14 protein-coding genes and 2 pseudogenes are annotated in these 12,189 nt (G+C 68.1%); 11 read left to right on the top strand and 5 right to left on the bottom strand.

From position 1 onward, the window contains the following. Positions 1-78: 78 nt before the first annotated feature. Together OG395_RS48835 and OG395_RS48830 are read left to right on the top strand one after the other, a co-directional pair. A complete protein-coding gene (locus OG395_RS48835) occupies positions 79-1,236 on the top strand; it encodes an RNA-guided endonuclease InsQ/TnpB family protein (protein ID WP_327242666.1) in 1,158 nt (385 codons plus the stop codon). Positions 1,237-1,423: 187 nt separating this feature from the next. After that, positions 1,424-3,085, top strand: coding sequence for an IS1182 family transposase (locus tag OG395_RS48830; RefSeq protein WP_327248242.1), 1,662 nt, complete (start codon positions 1,424-1,426; stop codon positions 3,083-3,085). On the opposite strand, the gene OG395_RS48825 is transcribed toward OG395_RS48830, so the two are convergent. The 3 genes from OG395_RS48825 to OG395_RS48815 all read right to left on the bottom strand — a co-directional run bounded on the left by OG395_RS48825 (position 3,082) and on the right by OG395_RS48815 (position 4,846). Next, positions 3,082-3,549, bottom strand: coding sequence for a helix-turn-helix domain-containing protein (locus OG395_RS48825; protein ID WP_327248658.1), 468 nt, complete (start codon positions 3,547-3,549; stop codon positions 3,082-3,084). The genes OG395_RS48830 and OG395_RS48825 overlap by 4 nt on opposite strands. Positions 3,550-3,597: 48 nt before the next feature. Next, complete coding sequence (locus OG395_RS48820; RefSeq protein ID WP_327248657.1) at positions 3,598-3,903, bottom strand: hypothetical protein; 306 nt, start codon at positions 3,901-3,903, stop codon at positions 3,598-3,600. Between the two features lie 331 nt (positions 3,904-4,234). Beyond that, the gene (locus OG395_RS48815) at positions 4,235-4,846 is read right to left on the bottom strand and encodes a TetR/AcrR family transcriptional regulator (RefSeq protein ID WP_327248656.1); all 612 of its coding nucleotides are present in this window, start codon (positions 4,844-4,846) and stop codon (positions 4,235-4,237) included. 144 nt (positions 4,847-4,990) lie between these two features. On the opposite strand from OG395_RS48815, the gene OG395_RS48810 reads away from it, so the two are divergent. Both OG395_RS48810 and OG395_RS48805 read left to right on the top strand, forming a co-directional pair. Next, positions 4,991-5,725 carry an SDR family NAD(P)-dependent oxidoreductase gene (locus tag OG395_RS48810; RefSeq protein ID WP_030354521.1) on the top strand — a complete coding sequence of 245 codons (735 nt, stop codon included), beginning with the start codon at positions 4,991-4,993 and terminating at the stop codon, positions 5,723-5,725. A 32-nt stretch (positions 5,726-5,757) separates the two neighbouring features. After that, positions 5,758-6,381 (top strand): NADPH-dependent F420 reductase, encoded by a 624-nt coding sequence (locus OG395_RS48805; RefSeq protein WP_327248655.1) that lies wholly within the window; start codon positions 5,758-5,760, stop codon positions 6,379-6,381. 95 nt (positions 6,382-6,476) lie between these two features. Here OG395_RS48805 and OG395_RS48800 read toward each other — a convergent pair whose 3' ends face one another. Then, positions 6,477-6,617, bottom strand: coding sequence for a hypothetical protein (locus tag OG395_RS48800; protein WP_327248654.1), 141 nt, complete (start codon positions 6,615-6,617; stop codon positions 6,477-6,479). Positions 6,618-6,915: 298 nt separating this feature from the next. On the opposite strand from OG395_RS48800, the gene OG395_RS48795 reads away from it, so the two are divergent. The 5 genes and pseudogenes from OG395_RS48795 to OG395_RS48775 form a co-directional block, all read left to right on the top strand. After that, entirely contained in the window at positions 6,916-7,743 is an 828-nt protein-coding gene (locus OG395_RS48795; protein ID WP_327248653.1) for an IS110 family transposase, read from the top strand. Positions 7,744-7,828: 85 nt separating this feature from the next. Continuing rightward, positions 7,829-9,445, top strand: coding sequence for an IS4 family transposase (locus OG395_RS48790; RefSeq protein WP_442818697.1), 1,617 nt, complete (start codon positions 7,829-7,831; stop codon positions 9,443-9,445). Beyond that, positions 9,442-9,903: pseudogene (locus tag OG395_RS48785) on the top strand (transposase); the annotation flags it as partial. The gene OG395_RS48790 and the pseudogene OG395_RS48785, both read left to right, overlap by 4 nt. Positions 9,904-9,914: 11 nt before the next feature. Then, complete coding sequence (locus OG395_RS48780; RefSeq protein ID WP_327248651.1) at positions 9,915-10,613, top strand: cadherin-like beta sandwich domain-containing protein; 699 nt, start codon at positions 9,915-9,917, stop codon at positions 10,611-10,613. Positions 10,614-11,140: 527 nt separating this feature from the next. Then, positions 11,141-11,359, top strand: a pseudogene (locus OG395_RS48775) (hypothetical protein); the annotation flags it as partial. Here OG395_RS48775 and OG395_RS48770 read toward each other — a convergent pair. Continuing rightward, positions 11,290-11,535 carry a hypothetical protein gene (locus OG395_RS48770; RefSeq protein WP_327249782.1) on the bottom strand — a complete coding sequence of 82 codons (246 nt, stop codon included), beginning with the start codon at positions 11,533-11,535 and terminating at the stop codon, positions 11,290-11,292. The pseudogene OG395_RS48775 and the gene OG395_RS48770 overlap by 70 nt on opposite strands. Before the next feature lie 152 nt (positions 11,536-11,687). Between OG395_RS48770 and OG395_RS48765 the strand changes: the two genes are divergently transcribed. Both OG395_RS48765 and OG395_RS48760 read left to right on the top strand, forming a co-directional pair. Beyond that, positions 11,688-11,948 (top strand): DUF6210 family protein, encoded by a 261-nt coding sequence (locus OG395_RS48765; protein ID WP_327248650.1) that lies wholly within the window; start codon positions 11,688-11,690, stop codon positions 11,946-11,948. Beyond that, on the top strand, positions 11,945-12,106 hold the full coding sequence (locus tag OG395_RS48760; protein WP_327248649.1) for a hypothetical protein: 162 nt from the start codon (positions 11,945-11,947) through the stop codon (positions 12,104-12,106). Before OG395_RS48765 ends, OG395_RS48760 begins: the two co-directional genes overlap by 4 nt. Positions 12,107-12,189 lie beyond the last annotated feature (83 nt).

Below are 12,189 nucleotides of genomic sequence, written 5' to 3'. Positions count from 1 at the left end.
GTCAGTCAGTGGTGGAGCCACGACCACCGGAACCCACTTACGAGTATCAATGTCAGTGGTCGGGGTTAGGTTGGACGGGTGAAGATTGTGGTGCAGGTGAAGCTGCTGCCGTCGCCCGAGGCGGCGGCGGTTTTGGCTGTGACCCTGCCTGCGTGCAATCGGGCGGCCGATGCCGTATCGGTGGTGGCTTACGAGACGGGCACCACGTCCCGCAACGCGTTGCAGAAGCTGGTCTACGCTCGTGTGAAGGCCGAGTTCGGGCTCGCTGCCCAACCGGCTGTCCGCACGGTGAAGAAGGTTGTTGACGCCTACGCGACGTTGCGTGCGAACATCCGGGCCGGAAACCTCGGCCCCGAGGGATCGAGGCGGCGCAGGCGTGCGGAGTCGAAGCCGGTTGTCTTCCGTCCCGATGCGGCTCAGCCGTATGACGACCGGATCCTGTCGTGGCAGCACGACGCGCAGACCGTCAGCATCTGGACCGTGGGCGGGCGGATCAAGGGCATCCGGTACACCGGGCACCCCGGCCAGTTGGCGATGCTGGCGAAGTACCGGCGAGGCGAGTCGGATCTCGTCCACCGTGACGGGAAGTGGTTCCTCATCGCGGTGTGCGAGGTCCCAGAAGCCGACCGGTTCGAGCCGGCGGACTGGATCGGGGTGGACCGGGGCATCGTGAACCTCGCGACCACATCGGACGGTGACAACTACCAGGGGCGGCGCCTCGGCCGGTACCGGCGCCGGCATGCGGCCAAGCGCGCCGAACTGCAGGCGAAGCAGAGCCGTTCGGCAACCCGCCGGGCCAAGCGCCGGGCAAAGAAGGAAGCCCGGCACGCCGCGCACATCAACCACAGGATCAGCAAGGAGATCGTGGCCGTCGCACAACGCACCGGACGCGGGATCGCCCTCGAAGAACTGAGCGGCATCCGTGACCGGGTACGGCCTTCCCGCGACCAGCGGGCCACGCTCTCCTCCTGGCCGTTCCACCAGCTCGAAGAACACCTGCGGTACAAGGCCCGGCGGGCCGGGGTACCGGTGATCGCGGTGGACGCCCGCTACACCTCGCAGATGTGTCCGCGTTGCGGACACACAGCGAGACACAACCGTCCCACCCGGGACGCCTTCTCCTGCCGTCGGTGCGGGCTCGCTGGCCCCGCCGATCACGTCGCCGGGGTCAACGTGCGCAACCGTGCACGCTCAGCGTGGGTTCTCGTCAACGGACCCGTACCACAAAGGGCTTGACCTCCCTGGCTGGTGGATGCGACCCGTGACCGCCCTGTCGTAGGGGGCAGTCGGGAGCGCGACAAGGTGTAGACGACTGAGCCAACAAGCTCGGTCGTTTACGACTCCGTTGGGAAATCCGCAAACCGGCTTCGTTGGCTTGCCGGGGTTGGCATGATCGTTCTGTTCGTCGGAGCGAGGGGGCTGGGTGTCGCTGGAGTTTCGGGACGACCGTGGGGTGCCGGAGCTGACTGCTCGGGTCGTGCGGGCGTCGTTTCCGAAGGGGACGCTGGCTGTCCGGGTGCGCGAAGTGCTTGGCCCGCTGTTCGAGGACGAATCCTTTGCTGAGGCGTTCGCAACGCGGGGACGTCCGGCGGTGTCACCGGGAGCACTGGCGCTGGTGTCGGTGCTGCAGTACGCCGAGGGCCACACCGACCGGCAAGCCGCTGACCAGGTGCGGGCCCGGATGGACTGGAAGTTTCTCCTCGGCCTGGAACTGGACGACCCGGGGTTCGACTTCTCTGTCCTCAGCGACTTCCGCGCCCGGCTGATCGAGCACGGCTTGGAGGAGAAGGTCCTTGACCTGGTCCTGGATCGGATCTCCGGCCTCGGGCTGCTGCGTTCCGGGGGGCGTCAGCGTACCGACTCCACCCATGTCCTCGCGGCCGTGCGGACGCTGAACCGGATGGAGTTCGTCGGCGAAACGCTGCGGGCGGCTCTGGAGGCGCTGGCCGCAGCCGCTCCGCACTGGCTGTCCCCGCTTGTGACCGCCGAGTGGGTGAAACGCTACGGGGCCCGGATCGACTCCTACCGCTTCCCCAAGGGCGACAATGTGCGCCAGGAGTGGGCCGAGCAGGTAGGCCGTGACGGCTTCACCATCCTGGGGGCCGTCCACGCGCCCGAGGCCCCGCGCTGGCTGCGGGAGATCCCCGCCGTCCAGGTCCTGCGCCGGGCCTGGGTGGAGCAGTACCACCGCGATGGTGAGGGGGTGCGCTGGCGGGAGGGCAAAGACCTCCCGCCGGGCAGACGCCGACTGTCCTCGCCCTATGACCCCGAAGCCCGCTACAGCGTCAAGCGGGGCTCAGGCTGGTGCGGCTACAAGACTCACCTGAGCGAGACCTGCGAGCCCAACGCCCCGCACCTGATCACCCATGTCGTCACTACGGACGCCACCGTCGCCGACACCGAGGTCACCGAGGTGGTCCACCAGGGCATGGCCGCACGTGAACTGCTGCCCGAGGAGCACGACGTGGACGCCGGCTACGTCACCGCCGCCCACATCCTGGCCGCCCGCAGGAAGCATGGCATCGAACTGCTCGGGCCGGTCGGCCTGGACACCCACCACAGCGGGCGCGATGCGCAGACACCGGACCTGACCCAGGCCGCCTTCCACACGAACTGGGAGGCCAGGAAGGTCATCTGCCCCCGGGGAGCAGCCAGCGTCAGCTGGTCCGAACAACGCAAAGCCAGCGGAACCCCGCTCGTCCGCGTGCACTTCGCACTCACCGACTGCGACCCATGCCCTCTGAGACCGAGGTGCACCAAGGCAGCCAACGGCAAGTGGGGCCGCAGCCTGACCCTGCTGCCCCGAGAACAGCAGCAGATCCTCGAACAACGACGCGCAGAGCAGCAAACCGACGCGTGGAAACAACGCTATGACACACGAGCCGGAGTGGAAGGCACCATCTCGCAAGCCGTCCGCCGCACCGGCATCCGCCGCACCCGCTACACCGGACTACCCAAAACCCACCTCGGCAACGTCCTCGCCGCCACCGCGATCAACATCATCCGCCTCGACGCCTGGCTCACCGGCACCCCACTCCGCAAGACCAGAACCTCCCACCTGGCCCGCCTCGAACTCGCCGCTTAAAACCACGGACACGCAACCGGTTTGCGGATTTCCCAACGGAGTCGTTTACGGCCGAGAAGTTGACTCCGCTGCTTCTTCTCCGGTGCCGGAGCGATGTCCGGTCGTGTGGACCTCGTGAGCGGGTGTCGCCCGCGCTCCTGCCGCTCCTTGTTGATCCGGTCGATGTTCGGGAACCACGAGTATGGGATCAGGAGGTCGTAGACCACCGGCCGCCGGTCCGCCCGGATGTACCCGGCTGCCCGCTGGTCGCCCTGAGCGATCAGCCCCCGAGCCTCCATCGCCTGAAGGGCCCGTAGCACCGTCTTCGGGTCCACCGTGGTCCGGGCCGCGATCGTCGGCCGCGACGGAAAGGCGTTGCAGCCATCCGGGTCCGCCTTCTCCGCGAGCATCGTCAGCACCGCGAACTCGTTCACGTTGGCGATCGGCGCATCGTTCGTCGCCCACAGCACAGCCTCGAAGCTCATCGGGCTACCCGCCCTCGGCGGGTAAAGACACCTCATGCAGTTAGGCCGTCAAGTCGCGGGTTCTTCGCTGGCCCATCGCCCCCGCAGAGTCTGGTCCCAGTCGCCCGCCTCCGGACCGGAGTCCGGCAGCCTCGGCACCGGACCGGGGGCCGTCTCGATGAGATGCACGAGCGTCCAGGCGACCCCGTAGCAGTCGTCGGGACCGAAACACGTGGCCAACGCCGCAGCCTCGTCGGGTGTGACGGGTCGGGAGATCATGGCCAGCTGGCGGTAACGCCTGTCCACTGCTTCCTCGCTCGCGTCCCAGTCGGGAAGCGGTCCGTCAGCAACGAACGTCTGCACTTCGGGTCTCACGGCCGAATGATCGTCTCCGCCCGTCGTCCTGGACAAGCAGCCCCGCTCCGTCACGAGTTCTTCATGCGCCACCGCGTACGGACGTATGTGATCAGCCGTCTGTTCGAACCGGCGGCGCGTCAGCGCCCTGGGCCGAGACGACGGCCTCGAACTCCTGCAACCTTCGAGGGTCGTCATTCTCCCCGGCGGCTTCTGCGGCGGCCTTCAACAGGCGGGGGGCGGCCAATTCCGTAAAAGCCTGCAATGCCAGGTGCCGGGCGGCTGGTATCGCGTGCCAGCCGGTGCAGCCGCGTGACCGGTAGCGCGTCCAGCCCGGCCGCGATGTGCCACGTTAACTCGACACTTCCTCCCGTCGTCGGTCATCGCTGGCTGTGGCGGGGATGGCGTTGTCGATGAGGACGGCGGCGATGGCGGCGGCGGTGGGGAAGGCGTCGGCGTTGAGGACCCGGGTGCGGGCCGCGGCGCCGTCGATGAGCAGCGCGAGCTGCTCGCCGAGCTGTTCAGGGTCGGCGGCGCCGGCTTCGCGGGCGGTGTCGGCGAGCCGCGCGGCGACGGCTTCCTTGTACTCGCGCGCGTACTGGGATGCGGGGTGCTGGGGGTCGTGAAGTTCGACGGCGGCGGCGATGTAGGGGCACAGGGGGGTGGTGGGGGGGATGTCGAAGGCGGCGAGGAGCCGTTCGCGGGGCGTGAGGTCGGTGCGGTCGAACACGCCGGACAGAACGGAGGGGTCGAACCGGCGCAGGTACTCGGCGACGAGTTCGTCCTTGCCGCTGAAGTGCTGGTAGGCCGTGCGCTTGGACACCTGGGCAGCCGCGCAAAGCTGGTCCATGCCGGTGCGGTTGATGCCCTGCTCGCGGAACAGTTGCTGGGACGCGCTGATGATGCGCTCGCGGGCGCCCCGGCCGCGGCGGCGGCCCGTGGGGCCCTTCTCCAACTCCGTCATGGCTCCATCGTACCGCAGCTAGGTAACGACCGGTGTACATAGTTTGCGCCCCGGCCGCCCGCCCGATACCGTAAGCACACAGAGCGGTGTACATAACAGCGTCGCCCCAGGTACACACGGCACCACCGACTCAAGGGAACGACTATGGGAAAGCTTGACGGCAAGGTCGCGGTCATCACCGGCGGCACCACCGGCATGGCGCTGGCCGGTGCGAAGCTGTTCGTCGACGAGGGAGCGCACGTCTTCATCACCGGCCGCCGCCAGGACGCCCTGGACGAGGCCGTGAAGCAGATCGGCCGCAACGTCACCGGCGTCCAAGGCGACGCCGCCGACCTGGATGACCTGGACCGCCTGTACGACACCGTCAAGCGGGAGAAGGGAAGCCTCGACGTGCTGTGGGCCAGCGCCGGAGGGGGCGAGCCCGCCCCGCTCGGCGAGATCACCGAGGCCCACTTCGACGCCGCGTTCTACCTCAACGCCCGCGGCACCCTGTTCACCGTCCAGAAGGCCCTCCCGCTCTTCAACGACGGCGGTTCCATCCTCATGACCGGCTCCAACGCCTCCCTCGGCGCCTTCCCCGGCTGGAGCGTCTACGCCGGCAGCAAGGCCGTCCAGCAGGCCTGGGCCCGCGTCTGGCTCAACGAGCTCAAGGACCGCCGCATCCGCGTCAACGTCCTGACCCCCGGCCAGGTCGCCACCGCCAAGCAGGAAGAACTCTTCGACGAGGCCACCAAGCGCCAGTTCGAGTCCCTCATCCCCCGCGGCCAGATGGGCCGCCCCGACGAAATCGCCACCGCCGCCCTCTTCCTCGCCTCCGACGACTCCAGCTACGTCAACGGCATGGAACTCGTCGCCGACGGCGGCACCACCGCCATCTAAACCGAACAACCACAACCAGGGCAGGACATCTCATGAGCAACATCAGCATCATCGGCACCGGGAACATGGCCCGCACCATCGGCGCGCGGGCGATAGCGGGCGGCAACACCGTCGAGGTCATGGGCCGCGATCAGTCCAAGGCCGCAGACCTGGCCAAGGCTCTCGGCGGCGGCGCCACGACGGGAGAATGGGGCACCGCCCCGGCCGGGGACATCGTCATCGTGGCCCTGCTGTACGACGGCGTCGTGCCGGTCGTCGCCCAGTACGGAGACGCTCTCGCGGGCAAGGTCATCGTCGACATCAGCAATCCCTTCAACTCCACGTTTGGCGGGCTAGCCCACCGCGAGGAGACCTCGATCGCGCAGGAAGTCGCCAAGGCCGCCCCGGCAAGCGCCAGCGTGGTGAAGGCGTTCAACACCATCTTCCGCCATGTCCTGGAGAAGGGTCGGCCCGACGTCTTCATCGCTGGCGATAATGCGCAGGCCAAGGCAAGTGTGGAGGCGTTCATCGAAACCCTCGGGCTGCGCCCGCTGGACGTAGGCGGCCTGAAAATGGCGCACTGGCTGGAAGGAGCGGGCGTGGTCACGGTGGGCCTCGCCAACCACGGGGTGGGTAACTTGGACTTCGCCCTCAGCATCACCGAACTTCCCGTCTGAGTTAACGGTTGACGGATCACCGAAAGGACTCGCCAAGTGAGGCCGTGGCGAGTCGGCGGGGTAGGCGTCTTGCACGTCCTTCTCGAAGGCGAAGATCACTCCGTCAGGTCGATGACCGCTCCGTCCAGCCGTGCTTCGGCCGCCTCCAGCCCCCGGGCCGCCGGGCAGCCGTCGGTGAACTCGGCGAGCAGTCTGCCAACGCTCGCGCAGTGCGAGAAGGAGGGATACGGCGACACGCTCGCGGCCTGCGAGGGCGACTCCTACGCCGGCCTGAGCACCGCGCAGCACGTCGACCTGTACACGCGCCGCCTAATGGGAGCTACGGAACTGGGGAATGCTCGGTTCCGTAGCCGCCAGCAGGTGAGCACTAACGCCGCCGGAAGCATCGACTTCTGAGGTCAGACCGTGCCCCTGCTGGTCGGCCGGGAGGCCAGACCGCTGATGGGGTGGCGTGCCCGCCCGTCAGGGTGTGAGCACTGGATCCATTAGGCCGCGTGCCGTGCCTTCCGCAGGCTGCACCGCTGTGTCAAGTACGTGACTGGGGAGGGTCTGTTGCTGCTGATCGGTGATGACTGGGCCGAGGACCACCACGATGTCGAGATCCAGGACGAGACCGGCCGGAAGCTGGCCGCCGCGAACCTGCCCGAGGGAGTGGCGGGCATCGCCAAACTGCACGAACTCCTCGCCCGCCACGGCGGCGAGGACCTGGATCCGGGCGAGGTGGTGGTCGGGATCGAAACCGACCGCGGCTCCTGGGTGCAGGCCCTGATCGCCTCCGACTACCAGGTCTATGCGATCAACCCCCGGCAGGTCGCCCGTTTCAAGGAACGGTATGCCTCCTCCGGCGCCAAGAGCGACAAGGGCGACGCGCACGCGCTCGCCGACATGGTCCGCATCGACCGGGCCCAGCTGCGGCCGGTGGCCGGGGACAGCGAGCAGGCCCAGGCCGTCAAGGTCGTCGCCCGCGCCCACCAGACCCTGATCTGGGAACGCACCCGCACCTTCCAGCGGCTGCGCACCACCCTGCGCGAGTACTTCCCCGCCGCCCTGAACGCCTACGCGGACCTGACCCTGACCAGCACAGACGCGCTGGAGCTGCTGATCAAGGCGCCTGCCCCGGCCGCGGCGGCGAAGCTGACCCGCACCCAGATCACCGCCGTCCTGACCCGGCACCGCCGCCACAACCGTGCCGCGAAAGCGGCCACGATCCAGACCGCGCTGCGTGAGCGGCAGCTCGGCCTGCCCGAGCCGGTCACGGCCGCCTACGCGGCCACCGCCACCGCTCACGCCCGTCTGATCATCGCGTTGAACGAGCAGATCGCCGCGATGGAAGAGCAGGTGAAGACAATGCCGGTGAATTAGCGGAACCCTGCTGGTCAGGAGCTCACCGATGGTTGGTTTGGGTGGATTTCACCCTTGGTGACGCTGGGTAGTTCGTCACGTTCTGATGAGGACTCAGCTGAGAGCCGGACACAGCAACGGAGCCCCCGGTAAGACAGAAGATCGACCAAGATCCGGCTGTCTGATGGGGGCTCCGTTGGGCGCTCAGTCTGCCACCATGCCCGTCCTGCCCGCCAGGGTAGACGCGCACAACTCGCAGCTCTCACCGAGGGTTCCGGTCGGCGAGCGGTTCGGGGACCGGGTCCGCCTTGGGGTGCTGACTCGCTGGATCACACCAGAGATCGTCGACGAGGTGTTGGACCGCACTGGTCGCGTCGAACTTCGCCGACGACTCCTGCCGGCTCGGGCGGTGATGTACTTCGTCTTGGCGCTCTGCCTGTTCAGCAGTGCCGAAAGTGCAGGTCAGCCGGGATACCGGGCGGTCTTGCGCACGCTCACCGAGAAGCTGCGGAACCTGCCGGGGCTCGGACTTCAGCGGCTGCCGACGAGCCCGGCCCTGACCAAGGCCCGCCAGCGACTGGGCGAGAAACCACTGCGCGTACTGTTCGAACAGACCTGTGGCCCGCTGGCGACGCCCGCCACCGCCGAGGCGTACGCCTTCGGGCTGCGGCTGGTCGCCTGGGACGGGACCACGCTGGATGTGCCGGACTCCGCGGAGAACGCCACGGCCTTCGGATACTCCAGCCCGGCCAGCAACACCTGCGGGAACCCGCAGGTCAGGCTGATGGCACTGGTTGAATGCGGCACCCACGGCCTGGTCGATGCGGCCTTCGACGGCGTCGAGCACTCCAGTGAGTACACCCTCGGCCGCGCTCTGCTGGCCGGCCTGACGCCGGGCATGCTGCTGCTGGCTGACCGGTACTTCGTCGGCTACGAGCTGTGGGCGGACGCCCGGGCCACCGGCGCCCACCTGATCTGGCGGGTCAAGAAGGGACAGATCTTCACGCCACTGCGCGTCCTGCCGGACGGCTCCTACCTGTCGATCATGCCCACCCCGGCGGAGACCCGCCGCCTGGGCCAGGCCCGCGCCACAGGACGGGCAATCTCCGAGACACCCCAGGGCCACCTGGTCCGGATCGTCGAGTACACCGTGCTGATCCGAGCCGAAGACGGGTCAACTCGCCTGGACTCCTTCAGACTTGTGACCAGTCTGCTCGATCATCGACAGGCCCCGGCCAGGCGGATCGCCATGATCTATCACGCGAGGTGGGAGATCGAAAACAGCTTCGCGGAGATCAAGAACCGCCTCCGCGGCGCCGGCTTCACCCTGCGCTCCAAGTCTCCCGAGCTCATCGGCCAGGAGGTCTACGCGCTCCTGACCGTCTACCACGCGCTGTGCGCGCTCGAGCACCAGACTGCCCAGCAGGCCGGGATCAACCCCACCCGGATCTCCTTCGCCGTCACCGTCCAACTCGTCCGCCTCGGCGTCCCCAACCAGGTCGCCGCCACCGCCAACCGGCTCCGCCGGACGCTGGAAGCTGTCACGGCCGAACTCCTCGACGACCTTCTCCCCGCCCGCCGGGACCGGCGCTGCGAGCGCGTCAAGAAGCCACCCAAGAACAAGTTCGCCATCAAGCGACGAGACCAGCCGCGCACTCCCAGTAACGTCCGCTACTCGCTGAAAGTCACCCGACACCCGTCCCCACCTGCGGAAACGGCCTAACTCACCGGCATTGGCAGGTGAAGACGCATTTTCTGGCGCACCCGGACGCTGCGATCTACCTCTCGATGCCCGGCATCGCGGAGATCACCGGCGCCCGGGTGCTTGCCGAGTTCGGAGACGACCCCACCCGATACACCAGCGCGAAAGGCCGCAAGAACTACGCCGGCACCAGCCCCATCACCCGGGCCTCCGGCAAGAGCCACACCGTCCAGGCCCGCTACGTCCGCAACAACCGCCTCGCCGATGCCCTCCAGACCCAGGCGTTCTCCGCCCTGCGCGCCTCACCCGGCGCCCGCCACTACTACGACAAACAACGAGCCCGCGAAGTCGGCTACAACCCCGCCCTCCGTCAACTCGGCAACCGACTCGTCGGCATCCTCCACGGCTGCCTCAAAACCCGCACCCGCTACGACGAAGCAACCGCCTGGTCCCACCACGCCCACCCCCAAGCCGCTTGACACCAAACGACATGGGGTGTCTGACCTACGGGTTCTCCCAGGTCGGAAAGTCCGGGCAGACTCTCAAGACGCCGTCCGACGCGGCAGCCCTGCTGATCACGGCCTTCCCGGGCCTCACCACCGAGCAGCGCACCCAGATTCTCGAGCAGACCGCGACGGACTCCGGGTACCCGCTCGACCTCACCGCGGTCGGCGGAGCGAGCTGGGAACGCATCAACCTGGCGGCCGCGATGGCGGCGAAGGTCGTCGTCAACGCCGACGGGTCGGTCACGGTGAAGAACTTCTCCGACGCCACCAAGGCCAGCGTCGCCGACGCCAGGGCGATCACCGTCGGAGGTGTCTCGATCGACGGGTTCGATCCGGACGTGTCCACGTACGTCGTCGACTGGCCGAAGAACAAGAGGATCCCGACCGTCTCCGCCACGCCGGCCCAGTCCGGCGCGCGGGTCAAGGTCACCGAGGGCAGTTCGGTCCTCTCGTCGACCGGGTCCCGGTTCACCACCCGCACCATCAAGGTGACCTCGGCCAACGGTTCGGTCACCCGGACCTACACGGTCGGGTTCCAGCCCACGGACCGCGATGCCCGGCCGGTCGCGGCCGGCGGCAACGGCGGTGACCGCACCAGCGGAGCATCCGACCTGTGGGGCCGCGTAGGCAACGAAGCAGGGTTCGCCGGCGGCGCCGGATTCTGGGCGCCGGCGACGGAGTAGGGGCAGCCCATGTGGATCCCTCGCGGGTAGCACACGCGTGACCGCCCGACCAGCCGTGCCCCGTGCGACCGCGGCAGGATCCCGCTGACTCTCGGGAGGTGCACCGCCATCGGCGGCCGACCCCTCCGGGTGAACCACTGCTGTTCATCCGGAGGGCCGACGGCATGACGGCGTGGCCGTTCACGGCGGTGGTGGCACGGCGGTCCATTACCCGGTGCCAGCGCGCCCGGTCGGGGAGCCCGGCCTCCAAGGCCCCCACCACCTGACTGGCTTGCGACGCACTCCGAACCCGGCGCCCCTAGCTAGTGCTGGCACTCATCCACTCACGCGCAGGCCACCGCACCAAGGCCAAAGCGGATATAGAGGCTGCTCGGAGGGCGGCCCAGGCGATGGGAAGCGACCGCGACGACTTCGACCTCGAGTTCGGGCCGACCAACGTAGCGATTCAGGCGGTTGCCACGAACATTGAGCTCGGCGACGCTGGCGTGCCCGAGGACGCCGCAGGCCGGATCGACTGGGATGTGTCGGTGGACTCGACGGCGGTGCGGGCCCACCAGCACGCCGTCGGCGCGAGGAAAGCTCCGGCGGCCGCGGTCCCTGAAAAGGGGGGCCGGCCGGGGGACGAACCAGGTCGATCCGGTGCTGCGGAAACTGGCCGTCCGGCTGGAGGAGGTGGTCAGATCAGCGAGTGTCTGGGACGTTCCCGCGGCGGCTTCACCACCAAAATCCACCTCGTCGCCGAGGGACGAAGGCCGAGAGCAAAGGTGCCGACCACGCAGAGCCAGGCGCCGTAGACGATTGTGCAGATGCGGAGGGCGTTACCTCCCTTGCCGAATCGTGCGGCGAGAACGGCGTAGATGGTGCCCCAGGTCATTCCGATCTGAGCGACCACCATCTGCGCTGCCGCCTTCTGCTCTTTCACACATGATGACGGCGTTCCCGGCGCGTGCCTCGTGGCCCTCAACAGCGCACCGCGGGAACCGAACCCATCTGTGCCCCGCCGCCACGGCGGCCCTTCCCTCCAGCACAGTGGCGGGCAGCGGCTACGACGGCCTGTGGGAGGTTGACGGGACCATGGATCACGTCAGCGAGGCCGACGGGAAGCGGCACATCTACCTCGACCTGGACGGCTGCGGCACGGGCATGGGCTGGATGTTCGTCATCGTGGCGGCGCCCACGGGTGTCGTCTACCAGAATCAAAGTGGTGGCTACTCCTGCACCCAATACGAGCAGGAGGGCTACCTGGTCCCGCTCTTCGGGACGAGCCTGGACGAGGAGTTGAAGGAGCTCTTCGTCGGCGAGCCGCGCGGGTGGGGCCTACGCGGCCAGCAGTGACCGAGCGACTCATGGGGTCGCCCTGGGGTACGGACGAAAGCTCGTTGCCGATCCACATCGCGGTCCGCGCAGAGGAAGAGGTCCTGTACTTGGGCACCGCCCAGGTGAGCCAGGCCGGAACATCCGACAGTGTTCTCACCGACTGCGAACTGCGCTGACTGCAAAGATCACATCCCCGACGTACTCGTCGTCGAATCCGGAACCGTTCGTCAGGTCCCCCTCGAACTGGCCCCGGGGGCCG

Source organism: Streptomyces sp. NBC_01320 (assembly GCF_035974375.1).
GTDB lineage: Bacteria > Actinomycetota > Actinomycetes > Streptomycetales > Streptomycetaceae > Streptomyces > Streptomyces yanii.
Note: the sequence above shows the minus strand (reverse complement) of the source record. Positions and strands in the feature narration are given on the sequence as shown.